The 20,424-nt window shown below is 66.4% G+C and carries 23 protein-coding genes; 4 read left to right on the top strand and 19 right to left on the bottom strand.

The genetic code is table 11. The features are described 5' to 3' along the window. The first annotated feature begins 29 nt into the window (after positions 1 to 29). Complete coding sequence (locus AAHH99_RS06540; RefSeq protein WP_418767942.1) at positions 30 to 1,202, top strand: glycosyltransferase; 1,173 nt, start codon at positions 30 to 32, stop codon at positions 1,200 to 1,202. A gap of 9 nt (positions 1,203 to 1,211) precedes the next feature. Next, positions 1,212 to 1,406 carry a DUF3046 domain-containing protein gene (locus AAHH99_RS06535; protein WP_064416978.1) on the top strand — a complete coding sequence of 65 codons (195 nt, stop codon included), beginning with the start codon at positions 1,212 to 1,214 and terminating at the stop codon, positions 1,404 to 1,406. A gap of 4 nt (positions 1,407 to 1,410) precedes the next feature. Here the strand turns inward: AAHH99_RS06535 and AAHH99_RS06530 are convergent, their stop codons facing one another. From AAHH99_RS06530 to hypA, 19 genes are all read right to left on the bottom strand, one after another. Then, a complete protein-coding gene (locus tag AAHH99_RS06530) occupies positions 1,411 to 1,854 on the bottom strand; it encodes a hypothetical protein (protein ID WP_418767941.1) in 444 nt (147 codons plus the stop codon). A 53-nt stretch (positions 1,855 to 1,907) separates the two neighbouring features. Continuing rightward, the gene (gene hypD / locus AAHH99_RS06525) at positions 1,908 to 3,035 is read right to left on the bottom strand and encodes a hydrogenase formation protein HypD (protein ID WP_418767940.1); all 1,128 of its coding nucleotides are present in this window, start codon (positions 3,033 to 3,035) and stop codon (positions 1,908 to 1,910) included. 10 nt (positions 3,036 to 3,045) lie between these two features. Then, the gene (locus AAHH99_RS06520) at positions 3,046 to 3,318 is read right to left on the bottom strand and encodes a HypC/HybG/HupF family hydrogenase formation chaperone (RefSeq protein ID WP_418767939.1); all 273 of its coding nucleotides are present in this window, start codon (positions 3,316 to 3,318) and stop codon (positions 3,046 to 3,048) included. Positions 3,319 to 3,330: 12 nt separating this feature from the next. Continuing rightward, a complete protein-coding gene (hypE, locus tag AAHH99_RS06515; protein ID WP_418767938.1) occupies positions 3,331 to 4,425 on the bottom strand; it encodes a hydrogenase expression/formation protein HypE in 1,095 nt (364 codons plus the stop codon). Then, positions 4,422 to 5,108: a D-sedoheptulose-7-phosphate isomerase gene (locus tag AAHH99_RS06510; RefSeq protein ID WP_418767937.1), complete on the bottom strand. Its 687-nt coding sequence runs from the start codon at positions 5,106 to 5,108 to the stop codon at positions 4,422 to 4,424. The genes hypE and AAHH99_RS06510 overlap by 4 nt, the downstream gene beginning before the upstream one ends. Then, positions 5,105 to 5,830 carry a HypC/HybG/HupF family hydrogenase formation chaperone gene (locus AAHH99_RS06505; RefSeq protein WP_418767936.1) on the bottom strand — a complete coding sequence of 242 codons (726 nt, stop codon included), beginning with the start codon at positions 5,828 to 5,830 and terminating at the stop codon, positions 5,105 to 5,107. The genes AAHH99_RS06510 and AAHH99_RS06505 overlap by 4 nt, the downstream gene beginning before the upstream one ends. After that, positions 5,827 to 6,546 carry a DUF6390 family protein gene (locus tag AAHH99_RS06500; protein ID WP_418767935.1) on the bottom strand — a complete coding sequence of 240 codons (720 nt, stop codon included), beginning with the start codon at positions 6,544 to 6,546 and terminating at the stop codon, positions 5,827 to 5,829. Before AAHH99_RS06500 ends, AAHH99_RS06505 begins: the two co-directional genes overlap by 4 nt. Then, on the bottom strand, positions 6,543 to 8,849 hold the full coding sequence (hypF, locus tag AAHH99_RS06495; protein ID WP_418767934.1) for a carbamoyltransferase HypF: 2,307 nt from the start codon (positions 8,847 to 8,849) through the stop codon (positions 6,543 to 6,545). Before hypF ends, AAHH99_RS06500 begins: the two co-directional genes overlap by 4 nt. Then, positions 8,846 to 9,109: a HypC/HybG/HupF family hydrogenase formation chaperone gene (locus AAHH99_RS06490; protein ID WP_064395255.1), complete on the bottom strand. Its 264-nt coding sequence runs from the start codon at positions 9,107 to 9,109 to the stop codon at positions 8,846 to 8,848. Before AAHH99_RS06490 ends, hypF begins: the two co-directional genes overlap by 4 nt. A 3-nt stretch (positions 9,110 to 9,112) precedes the next feature. After that, the gene (locus tag AAHH99_RS06485; RefSeq protein WP_418769533.1) at positions 9,113 to 9,589 is read right to left on the bottom strand and encodes a hydrogenase maturation protease; all 477 of its coding nucleotides are present in this window, start codon (positions 9,587 to 9,589) and stop codon (positions 9,113 to 9,115) included. A gap of 28 nt (positions 9,590 to 9,617) precedes the next feature. After that, positions 9,618 to 9,737 carry a DUF6893 family small protein gene (locus tag AAHH99_RS06480; protein WP_418767933.1) on the bottom strand — a complete coding sequence of 40 codons (120 nt, stop codon included), beginning with the start codon at positions 9,735 to 9,737 and terminating at the stop codon, positions 9,618 to 9,620. Then, the gene (locus AAHH99_RS06475; RefSeq protein WP_418767932.1) at positions 9,728 to 11,065 is read right to left on the bottom strand and encodes a hypothetical protein; all 1,338 of its coding nucleotides are present in this window, start codon (positions 11,063 to 11,065) and stop codon (positions 9,728 to 9,730) included. The genes AAHH99_RS06480 and AAHH99_RS06475 overlap by 10 nt, the downstream gene beginning before the upstream one ends. Beyond that, on the bottom strand, positions 11,062 to 11,706 hold the full coding sequence (locus AAHH99_RS06470) for a DUF6084 family protein (protein WP_418767931.1): 645 nt from the start codon (positions 11,704 to 11,706) through the stop codon (positions 11,062 to 11,064). Before AAHH99_RS06470 ends, AAHH99_RS06475 begins: the two co-directional genes overlap by 4 nt. Beyond that, on the bottom strand, positions 11,694 to 12,335 hold the full coding sequence (locus tag AAHH99_RS06465) for a DUF5947 family protein (RefSeq protein ID WP_418767930.1): 642 nt from the start codon (positions 12,333 to 12,335) through the stop codon (positions 11,694 to 11,696). The genes AAHH99_RS06470 and AAHH99_RS06465 overlap by 13 nt, the downstream gene beginning before the upstream one ends. Next, positions 12,332 to 13,270 carry a NifU family protein gene (locus AAHH99_RS06460; protein WP_418767929.1) on the bottom strand — a complete coding sequence of 313 codons (939 nt, stop codon included), beginning with the start codon at positions 13,268 to 13,270 and terminating at the stop codon, positions 12,332 to 12,334. The genes AAHH99_RS06465 and AAHH99_RS06460 overlap by 4 nt, the downstream gene beginning before the upstream one ends. A gap of 3 nt (positions 13,271 to 13,273) precedes the next feature. Continuing rightward, entirely contained in the window at positions 13,274 to 15,070 is a 1,797-nt protein-coding gene (locus tag AAHH99_RS06455) for a nickel-dependent hydrogenase large subunit (protein WP_418767928.1), read from the bottom strand. 87 nt (positions 15,071 to 15,157) lie between these two features. Beyond that, complete coding sequence (locus AAHH99_RS06450) at positions 15,158 to 16,213, bottom strand: hydrogenase expression protein HypE (protein ID WP_418767927.1); 1,056 nt, start codon at positions 16,211 to 16,213, stop codon at positions 15,158 to 15,160. A 121-nt stretch (positions 16,214 to 16,334) separates the two neighbouring features. Then, entirely contained in the window at positions 16,335 to 17,156 is an 822-nt protein-coding gene (hypB, locus tag AAHH99_RS06445) for a hydrogenase nickel incorporation protein HypB (protein ID WP_418769532.1), read from the bottom strand. Between the two features lie 2 nt (positions 17,157 to 17,158). Next, positions 17,159 to 17,488, bottom strand: a complete 330-nt coding sequence (gene hypA / locus AAHH99_RS06440; protein WP_418767926.1) for a hydrogenase maturation nickel metallochaperone HypA — start codon at positions 17,486 to 17,488, stop codon at positions 17,159 to 17,161. A 271-nt stretch (positions 17,489 to 17,759) separates the two neighbouring features. Here hypA and recA point away from each other — a divergent pair, with 271 nt between their 5' ends. After that, positions 17,760 to 19,913 (top strand): intein-containing recombinase RecA, encoded by a 2,154-nt coding sequence (gene recA / locus AAHH99_RS06435; protein ID WP_418767925.1) that lies wholly within the window; start codon positions 17,760 to 17,762, stop codon positions 19,911 to 19,913. After that, a complete protein-coding gene (gene recX, locus AAHH99_RS06430; RefSeq protein ID WP_418767924.1) occupies positions 19,882 to 20,403 on the top strand; it encodes a recombination regulator RecX in 522 nt (173 codons plus the stop codon). The genes recA and recX overlap by 32 nt, the downstream gene beginning before the upstream one ends. Positions 20,404 to 20,424: the final 21 nt, after the last annotated feature.

Raw genomic sequence — 20,424 nt, 5'->3', positions numbered from 1 at the left:
GTGCCGGGCCGCTGTGGCAGGGTAGCCCAATGCGCGTGGCGGTGGTTGCTGGACCGGATCCGGGACATGCCTTTCCGGCACTCGCGTTGTGCCTTCGTTTCCTGGCCAACGGGGATACGCCGACGCTGCTGACCGGGACGGAATGGCTGGACACGGCCCGCGACGCCGGGGTGGCCGCCGTCGAACTCCTCGGCTTGGATCCGGTGGACACCGACGACGACGCCGACGCCGGCGCGAAGGTCCACCAGCGTGGCGCCCGGATGGCCGTGCTCAACGCGCCGCAGATGCGTCAGCTCGCGCCGGACCTCGTAGTCTCCGACGCCATCACCACGGCGGGCGGGTTCTGCGCCGAACTGCTCGGGCTGCCCTGGGTCGAGTTGAATCCGCACCCGCTGTACCGGCCGTCGAAGGGCCTCCCGCCGATCGGCAGCGGGCTGGCGCCCGGCGTCGGCGTCCGCGGCCGGTTGCGCGACGCGATCCTGCGCGCCCTCTCCGCCCGGTCGTGGCGGCAGGGCATTCGACAGCGCTCGGCGGCGCGTGTGCACATCGGTTTGCCCGCAGACGATCCCGGCCCGCGCCGACGGTTGATCGCCACGCTGCCCGCGCTGGAGGTGCCGCGGCCGGACTGGCCCGCCGAAGCCGTGGTGGTGGGTCCGCTGCACTTCGAGCCGACGTCGGCGACGCTCGCCATCCCGCCGGGCGACGGACCCGTCGTGGTCGTCGCACCGTCGACCGCCACCACCGGGGAACGCGGCCTTGCCGAGGTCGCGTTGGAGACCTTGACGCCGGGGGAGGCGTTGCCGCCGGGATCGCGCGTCGTGGTGTCGCGACTGGGCGGCTCGGAGGTCGCGGTGCCGCCGTGGGCGGTGGTCGGGCTGGGAAGACAGGACGAACTGCTGTCGCACGCCGACCTGGTGATCTGCGGAGGCGGCCACGGCATGGTGGCCAAGACACTGCTGGCCGGAGTTCCGATGGTGGTGGTCCCCGGTGGGGGTGACCAGTGGGAGATCGCCAATCGTGTTGTGCGACAGGGGAGTGCGCAGCTGGTTCGTCCTCTCACCGCGGCTGGGCTCGCGCAGGCGGTGAGCGCGGTGTTGGACACACCTCGCTACCGGCAGGCGGCGCGGCGAGCGGGCGCGACGGTCGCCGACGTCGAAGATCCGGTACGGGTGTGCCATGAAGCGCTGGCCGCGTCGGCGTAGTTTGGGCTCGTGCGGTTGACGGAATTTCATCAGCTCGTCGAGGAACAGTTCGGCCCGGTGCGAGGCTCGTCGCTGCTCGTCGACCACGTCCTGAGCGCACTGGATGGGCGCACCGCCGAACAGGCCATCGAGGAGGGCGTCGATCCCCGGGACGTGTGGCGTGCGCTGTGCTCGGACTTCGACGTTCCGCGTGATCAGTGGTGAATCGCTAGCGTTTGTCCTCGGCGCGACCGGTGCCCACGGTGTGTGACGGGCCCACCCGATCGTCGCCGCGGTCGGACTCCGGCACCTGTGAAGCCGGTTGTTCGTCAGCGGGAGAGGCCGTCGCACCGCCCTCGGTCTCGCTCGGCGACGGTGCCTTGCTCGCTGCATCCGTCGCCGGTTTCACAGCGCCCGCGGTTCGTTCGCCGCCGTCGTCTCCTGGGCCTTCCGGCTTGGCCGACGTCTGCCGACCCGCGTACGGGGGGACCTCGGGTTCGACGTTCTTGGGCGGCTCGTTGGTGAATCCCGTCTCGAAGTCCGGCTTTCCACCGTCGTCGTGTTCGGGGACGGATTCGTCACCTTGATATGTGCCCGACGGGCGGTCCACCGGCCCTCCCGATGGTTCATCGGATCCGGTTCCGCGCTTTCCCCGTTCCTCCGGCTCTGTCATGACAATCACTCCTCACTTGTCGCCGCTGGATCTGCGGCGATGAATCGACGGCCTCAGGGGCGCTGACCCAGGACCAACGCCGTCTCACGGTGCAACCGGCCGAAGTTGTAGTACGCCGCGCAGGCGCCTTCTGGGGACACCATGCACGTCCCGATCGGTGTCTCCGGCGTGCACGCCGTACCGAAAACCTTGCACTCCCACGGTTTGATGACACCTTTCAGCACCTCGCCGCACTGGCACGCCTTCGGATCGGCCACCCGCACACCCGGCATGGCGAAGGTGCGTTCGGCGTCGAATTCGGCGTAGTCGGGTTGGAGCCGCAGCGCGCTCTGCGAGATGAAACCCAGCCCCCGCCACTCGAAATGCGGTCGCAGCTCGAACGTCTGCGCCATCAGTTTGAGTGCCTGGGTGTTGCCTTCGGGACGCACCACCCGCGTGTACTGGTTTTCGACCTCGCAGCGACCGCCCCGAATCTGCTGCAGCAGCATGTGCACCGACGCGAGGATGTCGAGCGGTTCGAATCCCGCCACCACCATCGGTTTTCCGTACACATCGGGGACGAACCGGTACGGGCGCAGCCCCACCACCGTCGAGACGTGTCCGGGCCCGAGGAATCCGGACAGCCGCAGGTCGGGGGACTCCAGGATCGCCTTGATGGGCGGAACGATCGTGACGTGGTTACAGAACACGCTGAAGTTACCCACGCCCAAAGCCTTCGCGCGCACCAGCGTCACGGCGGTGGACGGCGCGGTTGTCTCGAAGCCCACTGCGAAGAACACGACCCGCTTGTCGGGGTTGTCGATCGCTATCTTGAGGGCGTCCAGCGGCGAGTACACGAAGCGCACATCGGCACCGCGGGCCTTCGCCTCGATGAGGTTGCCCCGCGATCCCGGCACCCGCATCATGTCGCCGAACGTCGTGAAGATGACGTCCGGTTGTTCGGCCAGCCACATCGCGTCGTCGACGCGTCCCATCGGGATGACGCACACCGGGCATCCGGGTCCGTGTACCAGCTCGACCGTCTCCGGCAGCAGATGCTCGATGCCGTGGCGGTAGATGGTGTGGGTGTGGCCGCCGCACACCTCCATGAACTTGAACTCGTCGTCGCCTGCGAGGTCGGTGATGGATCTGACCAGCGCGCGTGCTGCGGCCGGGTCGCGGAATTCGTCGACGAATCTCATGGTTTGCCTCTCAAGCGATTTCGGACGAGTTGAACGCTTCGATCTCGGCGGTGTAGTCGGCGCCCATCTTCTGCACCTGGTCGAGGGTAAGAGTGGCCTCGCGTTCGTCGATCTTGGCCATCGCGAACCCGACGTGGACCAGAACCCAGTCGCCGACCTGCAGATTGTCGTCGGCCAACAGGCGCACGCTGATGATTCTGCGGACGCCGTTCACGTCGACCTTGGCCAGCGATTGTTCGGCGTCGACGATGTCGACCACCTGACCGGGGATGCCGAGGCACATGTCGGTCTCCTCTCAACAGATCCGCGGCAGGGGGTCGCCGACGAGCATGTCGACGATCCGGCTGCCACCGAATGACGTTCGTAGCGCGACGATTCCCCGGGGTTCGGGGACGATCACGCCGACCACCGCGGCCTGCGCGCCCTGCGGGTGGCCGCGCAGCGCGGACACCGCGGCATCGGCTTCGTCGGCGGGCACCACGGCGACGAACTTGCCCTCGTTCGCCACGTAGAGTGGGTCGATGCCGAGCATGTCGCAGGCCCCGAGCACCTGCGGCAGGACGGGCAGCCTCTCCTCGTCGAGGATCATCGCGAACGGCGCGTCTTTGACGAGTTCGTTAGCCACCGTGCCGACGCCGCCGCGGGTCGCGTCGCGCATCCACCGGGTCGACGGCGCCGCGGTCATCAGCAGCTCGACGAGTTCGTGCACCGGCGCCGTGTCCGAGGCGATGTCGGCGTCGATGGCCAGATCGCCGCGCGCCAGCATGACGGCCATCCCGTGCTCGCCGATCGTGCCTGACAGCACGACCTTGTCGCCGGGCTTTACGCTCTCGCGGGACAGCCGCCGGCCCTCGGGAATCAAACCCATGCCCGCGGTGCAGATGTAGACGCCGTCGGCGGCGCCCCTGCCGACGACCTTCGTGTCGCCGGTCACGATCTGCACCCCCGCGTTCAATGCGGCTTCCCCCATGTCCGCGACGATCTCGCGCAGTTCGGCGATCGGAAAGCCCTCTTCGATCACGAACGCCGTCGAAAGCCACTGTGGGCGGGCGCCGGACACGGCCAGGTCGTTGATCGTGCCGTGCACCGCGACGTGGCCGATGGAGCCGCCAGGGAAGCGCCGCGGCGACACCACGTAGGAGTCGGTGGAGAATGCCAGTTGTTCACCCGACGGCATCCGCACCGCGGCCGCGTCACCGAGTTGTTCGAGTTCGTCGTTGCGGAAGGCCTCGAGGAACACCGCGTCGACGAGCGCTGCCGACGACTTGCCGCCCGCCCCGTGTGCGAGCGTCACCACGTCATCGAGCAGACGGGGTCGTCGCTGGCGGAACTTGTCGATCCGTTCCAGCACCCGGTCTTCGCGTTCGGACGCGCTCGCAGCTCGTGTCATGTGGAATGCGCTCCGTTCAGTGTGCGGGCCGTGGTGGTGTGCAGGTGTTCCTGGACTACCGACCAGAGTTGGTAGCCGAGCATCGCGTGGCTCTCCTGGATGCGGTGGATGCTTTGTGAGTGGATGGTGAAACAGAAGTCGAGGTCGTCGGCGGCCGCCATCCGCCCGCCGTCATGGCCGGAGAAGCCCACGGTCAGCAGACCTCGTCGCTTGGCTTCGGTGATCGCGGTCATCAGATCGTCGGAGTTGCCGGACGTGGACAGCGCGATCGCTACGTCGCGGTCGCGGGCGTGGGCGATGATCTGGCGTTTGAAGATCAGCTCGAACCCGACGTCGTTGCCGAGCGCGGTAACCACGGCGTTGTCGGCGGCGAGCGACCACGCGGCGACGGGCCTTCCGCGCGCCGGTCGGCTGAACAGCGAGGCCAATGTCGCGGCGTCGGTGGAACTTCCGCCGTTGCCGAAGGTGTACAACCGCCCGCCGCGGCCGAACCGCTCGGCCATCTGCGTTCCGGCCGCGGTCAAACTATCGCCGTACTCATCTAGCGATTCCCGTTGAAGCCGAGCGCTTTCAGCGGCCTTACCGCGGGCCGAGGCCGCGAGATCGTCGAGCAGGCTCGTGGCGTCGGTCTCCTCGGACTCGATAAACGGGTACAGGAAACCGGTGGCATCGGATTCGGTCATCGGCGCACCTCCTCGGGCTCGACGCGCGAGATCGCCGCGCCGGCGTGAAGCAGGACGAGGTCGTCGACGGCGACGTCACCGATCAGCGTGACGTCGACCCACTCCTCGCCGTCGGCGGTGCGTACCAGCGCCGAACTCGTCGCGTCGACCGGTTCGGCGAGCACCTCGCCGAGCCGCCCCTCGTCGCTGCACGTCGCGCAGACGGCAGCGGGCTGCGCCGGTCCGAGCAGACCCTGATGCTCGAAGCAGACGTGGGTGAGCTCCCACAGCAGGTGATACAGCAGCACGAACGCCCCGGTGGCGGGCACCATCGGGTCGTCGGTGTCGATCCAGAGGATGTGGTTCGCCGCTCCCGCAGGCGGACGCGGTCCGGAGCCGATCCACAGCGTCAGGACGCCCCACGCGCGGGCGCGCTGCATGGCGTCGACGACAGACGGTTCGTCCGCCGATGCCACCGCGACCAGCAGATCACCGGGCCGGCTGGCCACCCGCGTCTGCGCGACCGGATCCGGTTCGACCAGGGCGACCGACGGAAGCGCCCGCTTGCCCATGATCACCGGGTGCACGAACTCGACCGCGATGTGGTGGGCGTGCGGTTCCCATTGCGGTGAGATCACCCACAGGGTCGCGCCGTCGTTGAACCGGCGGGCCAGATCCAGCGCGGCGGCGGCCAGGTCGGCAGATAACTCGTCGCCGACATACGGTCGTTCAGCGGTCGTCATCGCGATACTCCCTGTCCGAGTATGGAGTTCACAAGGTCGAGCGTTGTCTGCGTGGCCCCTTCGAGGTCGGCGGCCTCCTCGTCGGTCAGCGTCCCGCAGATCCAGTCCCAGTGGGCGGAGACGATCGTCCCAGGTTTCGGAGGGGGTGCCAGTGACAGCTCGCCCCGCTTCCATGTGATTCGCTCGGCGCGCCGGCCACCCAGCACCAGGCGACCGGCTCCGTATTTCAGCGGCCGCGACGTGATCTCCGCCTGGTCGCCGGTGACGGACGTGACGGTGCCCCACCGGATGCGGCAAGCCTGCATGACGCCCATGGCGGTGTCGGCGTCGCGTCCCAGGAACTTCACCCAGGGGTAAACGACCAAGACGTGAAAGCTGTGGTGTGCCAGGACATCAGAGGTGGAGGAAACAATGTCGAGCATCCCGGTGACCTGGCCGGTGAACGAGGCACGTAGTCGGGCGAGCAGGTGCTCGGGATCCACCTTGCTCAGCGCGCGACCGCCGATCCAGTAAGCGCGAACGACCTCTTCGTCGAGTGCGTCAGAGGTGCCGACCGCCTCGGCGATGGCGGACAGATACGGCCAGGCTCCATCGAATTCGCGTGCACGCGAGGCGAGCCCGGAGGTGGCGTCGACCTCGGCGGGTCCACAGTAGCCGAGCTCGTTCGGCGGGTACGCGTAGCGGCCGAACTCCGTACGACCGTCCTTGCCGTTCATGATGCGTTCCCCACCAGGAGCTGGCCGAGCGCGATACCGCCGTCGTTGGGCGGCACCATGCGATGGGTCATCGCGTCGATGCCCCTGTCGTGTAGCCCGTTCAGCGTCAATTCGAGGAGCAGCGCGTTCTGGAAGACCCCCCCGGAAAGGGCCACGGGACGCGACGAGTCGGCGTGTGTGCAAGCGAGCTCGACGACCAGGTTGGCGACCGCGCGGTGGAACCGGGCGCCGATGACCGACGAGGATACGTCCGCACGGAGGTCGGCGACGATGGCGTGCAGTACGGGCGCCGGATCGATCACCGTAGTCGAGTCGGATGCGTCGATGGCGAATGCATAGGCGATTGTGCCGCAGTCGGTGCCGCGTGAGATGCCCTCCAGCTCGATGGCGGCCTGCGCCTCGTAGTCGACGACGTGCCGCACGCCGGCCAGCGAGGACACCGCGTCGAACAGCCGGCCCACGCTGGAGGTCGGCACGCAGCCGAGGCCGGTCTCGAGTTGCCGGGCAAGCGCTTGACGCTCGTCGGGGGGGCAGGCCGAGACCGGGGGCAGTTCGGGATCCCACGCGATCCCCGCCGACCGCAGGTGTGCCAGGGCCATCCGATACGGGCGCAGGACGCTGACGTCACCACCGGCGAGGGGCACGTACTTCAGGTGCGCGAGCCGTTGGTAGCCCTTGTAGTTGGCCAGCAGCACCTCGCCGCCCCACACCGCACGGTCGGGCCCGTAACCCGTTCCGTCGAAGGCGAACCCGAGCACCTGTGCGGACCCGTCGAGGCCGTGTTCGGCCATCACCGCGGCGATGTGTGCGTGATGATGCTGAACTAGTTTGACCGGCCGGTCGGCGGCGTTGCGCCGGGCCCACTCGGTCGACCGGTACAGCGGATGCGCGTCGGCGACCAACACCTGCGGCGCGACGGACGTCAATTCCCGCAGGTGGCGTTGGGCGGAATCGAACGCCGACAGCGTCGCCAGGTCGTCCATGTCGCCGATGTGCTGGCTCAGCCATGCGTATCGGCCGTCCGCGACCGCCATGGTGTTCTTCAGGTCGGCGCCGACCGCCAGCGAGGGCGGTACCGGCATCGGCAACGCCACGGGCAGCGGCGCATAGCCGCGCGATCGCCGGATCGGCAATTCCACCGGCTCGTCTCCGCCGTCGAGAGTGATCACCCGCATCACGGAGTCGTCGCAGGGCACCAGGATTTCGCGGTCGTTCATCAGCCAACCGTCGACGATGCGCGAAAGCCGTTCCAGCGCAGTCGCATCGGCGAAGCAGATCGGCTCGCCGGCGAGGTTGGCCGAGGTCATCACCAACGCGGTCGGTCCGGGTGCGTCGCCGGGCAGCCCGAACAGCAGAGCGTGCAACGGGGTGTAGGCCAGCAGGATGCCCAGGTCGGGGTTGTGCGGTGCGACGGCGTCGGCGACCGGGGCGCCGTCGCGCCGCGGCATCAACACGATGGGGCGTTGCGGTCCGGCCAGCAACCGCGCCGACGGCGCATCGATCTCGACCAGGCCGCGAGCGGTCGCGAGGTCGGGTGCCATCACCGCGAACGGTTTGTCGCCGCGGCGCTTCCTGGCACGCAACTCGGCGACCGCGCGTTCGTCGGCGGCGTCGCAGGCCAGGTGGTAGCCGCCGATGCCCTTGACCGCCAGGATGCCTCCGTCGGTCAGTAACCGGCGCGCGCGCCGCAGCGCGGATTCGCCCGTCATCGTGGCTCCCGCGAGGTCGCGGTAGGTCAACGTTGGGCCGCAGTCCGGGCAGCAGACGGGCTGGGCGTGGAACCTCCGGTCGGCGGGATCGTGGTATTCGCGGGCACAGGCCTCGCACATCTCGAAGGACGCCATCGTCGTCGCGTGTCGGTCGTAGGGCAGTGAGGCGATGATCGTGAAGCGGGGTCCGCAGTTGGTGCAGTTGACGAACGGATGGCGGAAGCGCCGGTCGCCCGGGTCTCGCTGCTCGGCGGCACAGTCGGAGCACATGGCAACGTCGGGTGAAGTCAGGGTGCGGCCCCCGTCAGTCCGAGACGTGTCGGCGATGATGAAGCCTGTTCCTCCCGCGAGCGGAAGGCGCTCGGTATCAAAGCTTTCGACGACAGCCAGCGGCGGTGGGTGATCGCGCAGGCGGGCCAGGAATGCCTCGACATCGGCCGCGTCACCCTCGACGACGATGAGGGCGCCGGAACTGTCGTTGCAGACACTCCCGGTCAATCCCAGCGCGGCCGCCGTCGTGTACACGAAGGGCCGGAAGCCGACTCCTTGAACCACTCCGCGCACATGGACGCGCAACCTGCGCCGCGTGGTCATGGCGGATCCTCGGCGCCGGTGACAGATTCGCCCCTGCCCATCAACTGCAGACCAGCCAGCGCGGCGTCGGCCCCGGCCCTGTCGGTCTTCTCCACGACGAAGCCCATGTGGATGATCACCCAGTCACCGGGCGAGAACGTTTCTTCGGGCAGCATGCCGACGTTGACCTTGCGGTGCTCGCCGGCGACGTCGACGAGGGCGAGCTGATCACCGTAGCCGTCCAGCATCGTCACGACCCGCCCCGGTATCCCAAGACACATCGTTCAGCCCTCCGCCACCGAGACGCGGGCCGATAGTCCGGCGGCCACCTCGCCGATCACCCGCACCGCCTCTGGTACGGCCGCCGCGACGGCGTCCGACAGCCCGATGCCTTCTTCGACGGTGTCGACCTCGCAACCGATCACCACGGTGTAGGGCGGAGTCCCGCCCAGGGCGTTGAGGCTCGCGAACACTGCCGCGGGGTCCATCGCGTGTGCATCGAGACCTGTTGTCGCTTGCGCGCCGTGGAGGTCGGCCTCGAAAACGTGAAGCGTGCCGGGTGCCCCGCGGCTGGGGATGGCATCGACGAGCACCAGGGCATCCCATCCGTCGAGCAGGTCATAGGCGAGGTGCATGCCGCCGATGCCGTAATCCCTCACCTGAACGCGCGCTGAGGTGAGGTCGGCAGGCACGCAGCGCAGCACCTCGGGGCCGAAGCCGTCGTCCCCGAGGAAGATGTTGCCGAGGCCGGCTACCAGAATTCGAGAGATCGGGACACCTCGTCCGGCTTCACATCCGGCGCATCTTCATGTAGCGCCGCGCATCCGGTACGGAGCGGATGCCGACCAACGCCGCCGCCACGGCCACGACCGCCACGGCTCCGACCGCGATCCAGCCAATCACTTCCATTGCGGACTCCCTTCAACCAGAGGTTCGACCTCGTCGGGTGCGAAGTACAGGTAGCGGCCGTACCAGTCGTGCAGGTCGGCTGCGGGGTCGTCCTCGATGACGACGCCGATGTGGTGCTCACCGTCGACGTCCTCGTGGACCGAGGTGACGCGCGCGATCTTGTCGGCGTAGAACACGTCCTGCGCGTCGGCCCGCCGGGAAGGGCGCAGCCTGACGCGGGTGCCGCGGGCGACGCGAGTGTCGTTGACCAGCACGGCATCCGAGTCGGGTTGCACTGCCGCATCGGTCATGGGATCCCACCACTCGACGCCGGCCGGGATCTGCGGGATCAGGTCCGGCTCCCCGCCCGGCGCATGCGGGTTCCGCAGCACGCCGTGCAGATCTAGCATCGCCTCGGGCGACATCGCATCGCAGCGGTCGATGATCGCCGTGGCGCGTTGATCGGTGGCCCGGGCCTGCGCCTTCTCGTCGTCGGTCATGGTCATGATGCGCAGCGTCAGGATCTCGTCGATCTCGGTCGAGTCGTAGAGCGCACCCTTGCTCTGCTCGGCGATCTCGGGGTGGTCGTAGAGGATGATCGGCGACGCGAGCACGAGATCCCGATGTGGCGCGGGGCCGGCGAGCACCGGAAAGCAGCGGTACTGGCGACACCGCGCCACGGCGTCGGCGGCCCACTCCGGCGGTTCGAGCAGGGAGATGAACTCGCCGTCGGCCACCTCCAGCAAGAGGTGGGTCCCGATCAGTGACACGGCGATCGCCTCGTCCTTGTCGCCGGCCGGTGCAGCGGTGTTGCACACATCGAACGTGAGCCGCAGCAAGTCGCCGTCCTGCTCGGCGGAGACGTCGAGTCGGCCGCTCAGCTCGCGGCGCGTCCGCACCAGCCTGCCGCCCGCGACGGGCTCGATCTCTCTCGCCGACGGAACCGAGATGTCCAATGTCCGGGGCAGGCTCATGACCGGGAACGGGTCGATCGGGATCTCGCACTCGAAGGCTTCGTCCCAGCTGACCCATGCATCGGCCCCCGAACGCAGCTCACCGACCGGTTCGAACCGTCCACCCCCGGCGTCGCGTTCGACGCTGCGGCGCTGCAATTGCAGGAAGCGGATCACACCGGTAACCATCGGGATGCCGTGCGGGTCCAGCAGCACCTGGGTGGACAGCGAGGCGTCTTCTCCGATGGCGGCCTCCGCGGCGCCGTTCGGTCCCAGAACGCCGAACTGCCAACGGGACTGGTTCTTGCTCGAGCTCGCTCGGTAGGGATACAGCAGGTACCCCTCGTAGAGCACCGCGTCCGCGACGGCCCGGGCGTGATCCCAGTCTGCGGTCATCGAATCTCCTCTGCGGTGTGAGCGGCCAGTAGCGAGACGATCGCGTCGTCGTAGTTCAGAAGGCCGCGGGCTGATTTGAACTCGGACAGCGCGTCGATGGTGTCGCGACTCAGCCGCAACCAACCGGTGTTGGGAAAGTGCAGGCGCATCAGGTCGTGCCACGTCGACACGGGCAGGTCGTAGTGGTCCTCGCGATCCCAGGGGACCTGCTGAACGCTGAAGTTCTTTTCACCGCGGGTAAAAACCGTTCCACTGAACAGGAATTGCAGCGGAACCCCACCGTCGCCCAGCGCATGGAAGTATTTGGCCGCAGTCACCTCGAGGTCGTAGGTGCACGCGAGCGGCAGGTCGACCTGCGTGGTTCCGGTGAAGCCCGGAACCATGGCGCTGGCATGCTGCCAAAGGAAGTTGTGTTGTGTGGTGTCCCAGCGCTCACGGGGTCCGAACAGGTCGAGCAGTCCGAACGCCTCGTCATCGGAGTACCGGCGGCGCAACGGTTCGATGCGGACCTGGCACCGCAGCGCGATGGCATGCACGGGGTCGTCACCATCGGAAGCGATACCGATCCGGGCCGTGAGCACCGGTGCCACCGCGTACGGTTCGGCGCGGATGTCGAGCACCGCGAAGGTCAGCTCTGGCACGGCGCCACCACCTTCGTCCGGTCACGCACGTGTTCGAAGAAATCGTCGAGGTATCCGCGCACCTGCTGACCGCCGTCGAAACCGTGCCAAAGCTGGCGGAGCCTGCCGACGAACTCGTAGCAGGCGTCGATGGGCACCAGGAAGCATTCCGGTGCCCGACGTTCATCGTCGGGCACCCGCACCAGCAGGGCCTCGGTGTCGTCGGCGAGCAGGTCAACCCGCGGGTCCGCCGCACGGACGCCGTCCCACGCGGAGAGGTCCAGTTCAGACTCGGTCGCGCCCGCCGGCCCGGGATAGAAGGCCACCACGCGATTCAACGTCGAGTTCCTGAAGAAGAACGCCAGCCCGACCGGGATCTGAAGAAGCTGCCAATCCCGGCGTCCCAGCCCGAATTCCGGGAAGGACAACCAGCGGTCGGGGACCGCGCGATAGCGGAGCTCGGCGCTGGTGTCGGTGAACAGCAGATAACAGCCGCGGCATACGCACATCAGCGCTCGCGCTTCGACATTCACGACGTGCTGGTGTTCGTCGGCGATCGCTTCGGCGCACATCTCACAGCGTTCGCCCGCGGGTGCGGGGGCGCCGCGGTTGGCCCGGATCATCGCGAGCACGTCGTACGCGCTGGTCATGCCACACCCGCCTCGGTGGCTTGCGCGCCCATCGCGATCGACAGCACGCCGTCGCGCGCCAGCAGCGGAATCGGCTCCAGGTGAGTGAGCGGATCGAAGCCCTCGTCGACGCAGGCTCCCGCGTGCACAACGTCGAAATGGGCATGGCAGCGCGGGCAGCGCAGCACCGGGTCACCCGCGGGTGACCCGATGCTGCGGTGGAGCGCGGCACCGGCCAGCGATTCATGGCAGACACCGCACCGGTCGCGGTAGGCGAACACCTCGTCGCCGATGCGGCACGCCAGCACAGTGGTTCCCGCCACCGAGAACCCGCCGACCTCGCCGGGCGTCAGGTCGGTGACTTCGGGGACGGGGTGCCACGAGGAATGTCCGGGCGCGCGCTGCTCGACGCGGCTGAACAGCGTTGCCGGCGAAATCATCGTCGGGCTCGGCTCCGGCGCAACCACCTCGATCGCGGTTACCTCGGGGGCCGCCGCCCGGATGGCGTCCTCGACGGTCAACTCCAGGGTGACCGCCGACGAGGGGCAGCTCTTGCAGCTGCCGGCGAACTGCAGGCGGACGGTGAATCCGTGTGAGCCGTCGTCGACGGTTTCGAGAAGCGTCACGTCACCGCCGTGTGAGCCGAGATAGGGCCGCACCCTGTCCAAGGCGTCCCCGACGCGCCGGTGGATATCGTGCGGGTGCAAGCCGTGTACGAGCAGCAGGCTCGCGACGAGGTCGTCGCCGGCCAGCCGTTCGGCGATCCGGGCGTCGGCGCTCACCGCGATCCGCAGCATCCGCTCGAGTGCGGCGCCGTAGAGATCGGTGACCTCACCGAGGAGTTGGACCGCCCGCTCGTGTGCGGCGGGGCCGCCTGCGGCCGACGCATCGAGCAGGGCCTGTATCCGGTCACCCGCCGTACGCCATTGCGCGTCGTTCTCGATCGGCGGGGCCATTCCCTATTCCCCGGTGACGGACTGGGTGGGGGAGTGCAGCAGGTCCAAGGTCTTCCCCTTACCCAGGTACATGTGCACGCCGCATGGCAGGCACGGGTCGAAACTTCGAACGGTGCGCATGATGTCGATGCCCTTGAAGTGCTCCCTGTCGTTCTCCTCGAAGATGGGCTGGCCCTGGACCGCGTCCTCGTAGGGTCCCGGTGTGCCGTAGCTGTCGCGGGGATTCGCATTCCACGGTGTCGGTGGATAGGGGTGATAGTTGGCGATCTTGCCGTCGCGAATCACCATGTGGTGACTCAGGACTCCGCGTACCGCCTCGGTGAACCCGCATCCGATGCCCTCGTCGGGTACGTCGAATTTCTCCCAGGTCTTGGTGCGGCCGGCGCGGATCTCCGTCAACGCCTTCTCCGCGAAGTGTAGGGCGCAGGCGGCCGCATAGGCCTGGAAGTACGTTCGGGCGCGATTGCGCTCGAGTGTGTTGCTGCCGTATTGCGGGATCTTCCACTCGAGCTCGACCGGGCCCTTTAAGGCGGTCTTGGGCAGGTTGATCTGCACACTTTGGCCGGTCGCCTTGACATAGCCGATGTCGACCAGCCCGGCGAGCGCGGTGGACCACAGCCGTGCCAACGGCCCGCCGCCGGTGTCCAGCGCCAGGTGGTCCGTGCCGTCGAACCAGCGCGGAGCCATCACCCAGCTGTAGTTACCGTCGAAGTCGCGCTTCTGTGGCCGCGGGTTGGTGTGCTGGTTCCAGGGGTGCCGTCGGTCGATGGGATTGCCCAGCGGATCGGTCTTGACGAACATCTCCTGATCGGTCCAGTCGTCATAGTACGAGTGGCCCAACAGGATTCGGATACCAAGGTTGATGTCGACAAGCGAGTGGGTGTGCAGCTTGCCGTCGATCACGATTCCGGGTGTGACGAACATGGCGTCGCCCCAGCGCTCCATGTCCTTGTACTCGAAGTTGCACACCTCGGGATCCTGGAACGATCCCCAGCAGCCGAGCAGCGTGCGCCGCAGGCCCACCTGGTCGTAGCCGGGGAGGGCGTCATAGAAGAAGTCGAAGAGATCGTCGTGCATCGGCACGACCTTCTTCATGAACTCGACGTAGCGCATCAGCCTCGTCATGTAGTCGGTCATCAACTGGACCGTCGCGGTGGTGCCGATGCCACCGGGGTAAAGCGTCGACGGATGAACGTGCCGACCCTCCATCAGGCAGAACATCTCTCGCGTCCAACGACTGACCTGCAACGCCTCCCGGTAGAACTCACCGGTGAATGGGTTGAGCGAGCGCATGATGTCGGCGATCGTGCGGTGGCCGTGCATGTCGGCGTGCGGTGCCTGGGTGTTCTCGGCCTTGGCCAGCACGCTGGGATTGGTCTCGGCGACCATCTTCTCGCAATAGTCCACACCGACCAGGTTCTCCTGGAAGATGTTGTGGTCGAACATGTACTCGGCGGCCTCGCCGAGGTTGATCAGCCATTCGCCGAGATGCGGCGGTTTGACGCCGTAGGCCATGTTCTGGCAGTAGCACGAGCACGTCGCGTGGTTGTCGCCGCAGATGCCGCAGATGCGGCTGGTGATGAAGTGGGCGTCGCGCGGGTCCTTGCCCTTCATGAAGATCGAATAGCCGCGGAAGATCGACGAGGTGCTGTGGCACTCCACGACCTCGCGGTTGTCGAAGTCGACCTTGGTGTAGATGCCGAGGCTGCCGACGATCCGGGTGATGGGGTCCCACGCCATCTCCACGAGTTGGCCCGGATCGCGCTTCACGTGTGACGGGTCGGGGATGATGGTTGTCATCGAACTCTTCTCTTTCTTCTGATGAGAAGCGTCACAGGCCGTTTCGATACCCGAAAGCACGCCTGCGCGCCCCGGGACGAACCACACCTACCAGGTGCGGGTCGCTCCGGTCGTGAGTTGCGTGCCGGGATGGCGCCACTTGGGTTCTTTGTCGACGGTGCGGCCCGTGACATGGCGCAGGCTGCGGATCACCGATCCGTACAGACCTGACGCCGCGGTGGACACTTTGCCTCCGGGTGGTTCGTCCATGAACGGCATGAACTTGTCCGGGAATCCCGGCATGGTGCAGCCGATGCATATGCCACCCACGTTCGGGCAACCGCCGATACCGTTGATCCAGCCGCGCTTCGGCACGTTGCACTTGACGACCGGACCCCAACAGCCCAACTTGACAATGCATTTCGGCGAACCGTACTCAGTTGCGAAATCGCCTTGTTCGTAGTAGCCGGCCCGGTCGCATCCCTCGTGCACGGTGGCGCCGAACAGCCACTGCGGGCGTAACGCGTCGTCCAGGGGGATCATCGGAGCCTGATCCGTGGCCATGTACAACAGGTAGGTCAAGGTTTCGGCGAGGTTGTCGGGCTGGATCGGACATCCGGGTACGCAGACGATCGGAATGCCTGCCTTGGTCTTCCACTCCCAACCGAGGTAGTCGGGCACGCCCATGGCGCCGGTCGGATTGCCGGCCATCGCATGGATGCCGCCGTAGGTGGCACAGGTCCCGACCGCGACGATGGCAGTGGCTTTGGGCGCCAGCCGATCCAGCCATTCGCTCGTCGTCATCGGTTGGCCGGTCGCGGGGTCGTTGCCGAAACCGCACCAGTAGCCTTCGGCTTTGATCTTTTCGTTCGGGATCGACCCCTCGACAACCAGAACGAACGGCTCCAACTCTCCTCGGTCAGCCTTGAAGAACCATTCGAGAAAATCGTCGGCGCCCCCGTTCGGTCCGCATTCGAAATCGATCAGGGGCCAATGGACGGCGATTTTCGGCAGCCCGGGGAGCGCGCCAAGGGCGATCTCCTCGATGCTGGGCTGGGTGGCGGCAGTCAACGCCACCGAATCGCCGTCACAACTCAAACCGGCGTTGATCCACAGGACGTGGATCAAGGCCTCTTCTGCTTTGACTGCTGCCTCCGTTGGCATAGGTCACAGCTTCCTGGGGGCCGGGCTGGGGCCCTCACGACCGGGAGCCGGGCTGGGGCTCCCACATCACGTGGTGTCGTGGCGCCGATTTCCGACGCTGAACTTGGGTTTACTCCGGGGGCTATGGCTTGTCAACGGGTGCCGGCGAAGTAGCCGAGATTGCGCAGTCGGCGATCCAGTCGTGCCACTGCGAGGTCCCCTCGCCCGTGACCGCCGACATCGGGAGAATCTGGGCGTCGCGGTTCAGCGATCGTACGTAGCTGCAACACTTTTCAAGATCAAAGGTGACGTACGGCAGCAAGTCCACTTTGTTGACGATCACGAGTCGGGCTGCCGCGAACATGTGCGGATACTTCAACGGTTTGTCGTCGCCCTCCGTCACCGAGATGACGACGACCTTGCTTTGCTCACCGAGATCGAACATCGCGGGGCAGACGAGGTTTCCGACGTTCTCGATGAACAGGATCGAGCCCGGTTCCGGGTCCAACGCCCGTATAGCGCGATGCACCATCTCGGCGTCGAGGTGGCAGCCCGCGCCGGTGTTGATTTGTACGGCGCGCGCTCCGGTGGCCCTGATGCGCTCGGCGTCCAAAAGCGTCTCCTGATCGCCCTCGATGACCGCTACCGGGCGATCCGGGTTGAGCTCGCGAATCGTGCGCTCGAGCAGCGTGGTCTTTCCGGCTCCAGGGGAGCTGGTGATGTTGAATGCCACGATGTCGTGCGCGGCCAGCCAGGCGCGGTTGCGATCGGCCAGCTCGTCGTTCTTGGCGAGCACCCTCTGCTCGAGGGTGACGGTCTCGGTGTGGGGATGGGCATGGGGCTGGTCATCGGGGTGGGAATGGTCATGGGAATGCTCGGCGTGGTGGCCGTTCTCATGGGGGTGGGCGTGTCCGGGCAGAGTGACGGTCGCGCCGTCGTCGCCGCAGCCGCAGGTTGCGCACATGCTCAACTCACTTCCATCGAGAGAATCTTCAGATCCCGGCCGGCGACCACCTCGACATCCGCGCTGCCGCAGGGGCACAACAGAATCAGGTCGCGCAGTTCGAAGCTCTGCCCGCAGGTGCGGCAGCGTGCGGCGCCGGGTTGCACGTCGAGGTCCAGGTGCGCCCCGTCGGCGACCGTGCCCGCGGTGGCGAGTTCGAAGCAGAAGCGCATCGAATCGGGTACCACGGCGCACAGCGCGCCGACCTCGAGTTGGACGCGGTGCACCCGGCGTCCGGCGGCGTGCTCGCACACCGCATCGATCACACTTTGCGTTATCGCCATCTCGTGCACGCGGACCCCGTTTCGGCCGGGATGTCTTCACCATAGGCCGCGCAGCGGGCGGCGGAGAGTGGACGGGAGAACCATTGGACACTCGGTATCGACGGCACGGCGTGTCTCCCTTGAGTCGAACAGGTGTTCGTCTACTGTGGGCGGTGTTCGACGGCTAGATGCTGCTGGTCAGGCCGACCTGTCCCGACTTGTCGGAGGCTGCCTCTAGCGTCACGGCCAACTGATCGAAACCGATCACCGAACAGCTAGACATCCAAGGACGGAGACCACCATGGCGCAGGCACCCGACCGCGAGAAAGCCCTCGAGCTGGCCCTCGCACAGATCGACAAGAACTTCGGCAAGGGCTCGGTGATGAGGCTCGGCGAAGAGGTCCGCCAGCCGATCTCGGTCATCCCGACCGGTTCGATCGCCCTGGACGTGGCGCTCGGCATCGGCGGCCTGCCGCGCGGCAGGGTCATCGAGATCTACGGCCCGGAGTCCTCGGGTAAGACGACCGTCGCACTGCACGCGGTCGCCAACGCGCAGGCCGCCGGCGGAATCGCGGCGTTCATCGACGCCGAGCACGCGCTGGACCCCGAGTACGCCAAGAAGCTCGGGGTGGACACCGACGCGTTGCTGGTCAGCCAGCCCGACACCGGTGAGCAGGCGCTGGAGATCGCCGACATGCTGATCCGCTCCGGCGCGCTGGACATCCTGGTCATCGACTCGGTGGCGGCACTGGTGCCGCGCGCGGAGATCGAGGGCGAGATGGGCGACAGCCATGTCGGCCTGCAGGCCCGGCTGATGAGCCAGGCGCTGCGCAAGATGACCGGCGCGCTGAGCAATTCGGGCACCACCGCGATCTTCATCAACCAGCTCCGCGAAAAGATCGGTGTGATGTTCGGGTGTGGGTCCTGGTACACCAATGTCACGCTGGCCGATGGCTCGACGGAGAAGCTCGGCAAGATCGTGAACCAGAAGATGGACGTCGAGGTACTGTCCTACGACTTCGAATCCGGGCAGATCGTGCCTCGCAAGGTGACCAATTGGTTCAACAACGGGAAGACCGAAGAGTTCCTGCACTTCAAGGTCGATAGAGCGGGAGGCGGGACAGGACGCGGTCACGCAAGCTTGGCAATGACTCGCAATCACCTAATCCGCACTCCGGGCGGCTGGCGTGAGGCCGAAGACATCTGTGTGGGTGACCGTGTGATGTTGGCGCAACCTAGCTTGCTCAGTGATCAACAGTGGGAAGTCATCCTCGGCTCGTTAATGGGTGATGGATGTTTAGCATCGCCAGTACGGCGTGAATCTGAGTCGGCTCGATTCCGTATGGGACACGGTGCGAGGCAAGCGGAGTACCTCGACTGGAAGGTTTCTCTGTTTGAAAACATTCCGCATTGCCGGTCGACCAATGAGAAGGGCGCTGTATTTGCCGATTTCACGCCACTTGCTGAGCTCCACGAGTTGCGATCAGCGGTGTATCTCGGCGATGGCAAGAAATTCCTGTCGGAGGAATATCTTAAGGCCCTTTCGCCGCTAGCTCTCGCGGTTTGGTACATGGACGACGGTTCATTTACCTTGCGTTCCAAGGGGTTGCAGCAACGTACGCAGGGCGGTAGCGGTCGAATCGAAATTTGCGTGGAAGCGATGAGCAAGGGCTCGCAAGAGCGACTTCGTGATTATCTGCGGGACACTCACGGACTCGATGTGCGACTGCGGAACGCTGGTACGGCTGGAAAGACAGTGCTGGTCTTTTCTGCGCAGGCTACCGCGATGTTCCAGGAGCTGGTCGCACCGTTTGTGCATCCCTCGTTGGCATACAAGCTGCTTCCGCGCTTCCGCGGGCAATTCAAAGTCGAACCGCAGTTTGTACATCCGACGATGCAGTTGATGCCAGCACGCGTCATGGAAATCGAGTCGAAGACGAACTATCCGATTATGAGCCGCTATGACATCGAGGTCGAAGGATCCCACAACTACTTCGCCGACGGCGTAATGGTGCACAACTCACCTGAAACGACAACGGGTGGAAAGGCTTTGAAGTTCTACGCCTCGGTCCGGATGGACGTCAGGCGGATCGAGACCCTCAAGGACGGCACTGACGCGGTCGGTAACCGCACCCGGGTGAAGGTCGTCAAGAACAAGGTTTCGCCGCCGTTCAAGCAAGCCGAGTTCGACATCCTCTACGGCAAGGGCATCAGCAAGGAAGGCTCGCTCATCGACATGGGCGTCGAGCAGGGCTTCATCCGCAAGTCCGGCTCGTGGTTCACCTACGAAGGTGAGCAGTTGGGCCAGGGCAAGGAAAACGCCCGCAACTTCCTGCTCGAGAACGTTGAGGTGGCCAACGAGATCGAGAAGAAGATCAAAGAGAAGCTCGGCATTGGCGCAGTGGTGACCGATGACTTGAACGATGACGTACTGCCCGCCCCGGTCGACTTCTGAGGCCTCGCGCGAGGAGCAGGCGCGGAACGTGTGTCTGCGTCTGCTCACCGCGCGAGCGCGTACCCGCGCCGAACTGGCCGGCCAGCTGGCCAAGCGCGGGTACCCCGAGGACGTCAGCGACAAGGTGCTCGACCGGCTCGAACAAGTCGGTTTGGTCGATGACGCCGACTTCGCCGAACAATGGGTCCGATCCCGGCGAGCGAACGCAGGCAAGGGGCGACGGGCGTTGATCGCGGAGTTACGGACCAAGGGCGTCGACAACGACGTCATCGATGCCGTACTGGCCGAGGACGACCCTGCGGCTGAACGCAACCGCGCCGAGCGTCTGGTGGCCGACAGGCTGCGCCGCGAGAAGTTGGCCAACGGTGACGATGCCAGGCTGGCGCGTCGCCTGGTTGGGATGCTCGCCCGCCGCGGATACAGCCAGACGATGGCGTTCGATGTCGTGAAGATCGCGTTGGCCAACGAACGCGAGCGCCGTCAGGTCTAGCACCGGAAAGTCAGAGCGAGG

Origin of the sequence: Mycobacterium neumannii (assembly GCF_048452905.1) — a bacterium.
Taxonomy (GTDB): Bacteria; Actinomycetota; Actinomycetes; order Mycobacteriales; family Mycobacteriaceae; genus Mycobacterium; species Mycobacterium neumannii_B.
Note: the sequence above shows the minus strand (reverse complement) of the source record. Positions and strands in the feature narration are given on the sequence as shown.

Coding starts and splice junctions, on each gene's coding strand:
- AAHH99_RS06540 (WP_418767942.1), top strand. CDS start 30: ATGCGCGTGGCGGTGGTTGCTGGACCGGATCCGGGACATGCCTTTCCG.
- AAHH99_RS06530 (WP_418767941.1), bottom strand. CDS start 1,854: ATGACAGAGCCGGAGGAACGGGGAAAGCGCGGAACCGGATCCGATGAA.
- hypD (WP_418767940.1), bottom strand. CDS start 3,035: ATGAGATTCGTCGACGAATTCCGCGACCCGGCCGCAGCACGCGCGCTG.
- AAHH99_RS06520 (WP_418767939.1), bottom strand. CDS start 3,318: ATGTGCCTCGGCATCCCCGGTCAGGTGGTCGACATCGTCGACGCCGAA.
- hypE (WP_418767938.1), bottom strand. CDS start 4,425: ATGACACGAGCTGCGAGCGCGTCCGAACGCGAAGACCGGGTGCTGGAA.
- AAHH99_RS06510 (WP_418767937.1), bottom strand. CDS start 5,108: ATGACCGAATCCGATGCCACCGGTTTCCTGTACCCGTTTATCGAGTCC.
- AAHH99_RS06505 (WP_418767936.1), bottom strand. CDS start 5,830: ATGACGACCGCTGAACGACCGTATGTCGGCGACGAGTTATCTGCCGAC.
- AAHH99_RS06500 (WP_418767935.1), bottom strand. CDS start 6,546: ATGAACGGCAAGGACGGTCGTACGGAGTTCGGCCGCTACGCGTACCCG.
- hypF (WP_418767934.1), bottom strand. CDS start 8,849: ATGACCACGCGGCGCAGGTTGCGCGTCCATGTGCGCGGAGTGGTTCAA.
- AAHH99_RS06490 (WP_064395255.1), bottom strand. CDS start 9,109: ATGTGTCTTGGGATACCGGGGCGGGTCGTGACGATGCTGGACGGCTAC.
- AAHH99_RS06480 (WP_418767933.1), bottom strand. CDS start 9,737: ATGGAAGTGATTGGCTGGATCGCGGTCGGAGCCGTGGCGGTCGTGGCC.
- AAHH99_RS06475 (WP_418767932.1), bottom strand. CDS start 11,065: ATGACCGCAGACTGGGATCACGCCCGGGCCGTCGCGGACGCGGTGCTC.
- AAHH99_RS06465 (WP_418767930.1), bottom strand. CDS start 12,335: ATGACCAGCGCGTACGACGTGCTCGCGATGATCCGGGCCAACCGCGGC.
- AAHH99_RS06460 (WP_418767929.1), bottom strand. CDS start 13,270: ATGGCCCCGCCGATCGAGAACGACGCGCAATGGCGTACGGCGGGTGAC.
- AAHH99_RS06455 (WP_418767928.1), bottom strand. CDS start 15,070: ATGACAACCATCATCCCCGACCCGTCACACGTGAAGCGCGATCCGGGC.
- AAHH99_RS06450 (WP_418767927.1), bottom strand. CDS start 16,213: ATGCCAACGGAGGCAGCAGTCAAAGCAGAAGAGGCCTTGATCCACGTC.
- hypB (WP_418769532.1), bottom strand. CDS start 17,156: ATGTGCGCAACCTGCGGCTGCGGCGACGACGGCGCGACCGTCACTCTG.
- recA (WP_418767925.1), top strand. CDS start 17,760: ATGGCGCAGGCACCCGACCGCGAGAAAGCCCTCGAGCTGGCCCTCGCA.
- recX (WP_418767924.1), top strand. CDS start 19,882: ATGACGTACTGCCCGCCCCGGTCGACTTCTGAGGCCTCGCGCGAGGAG.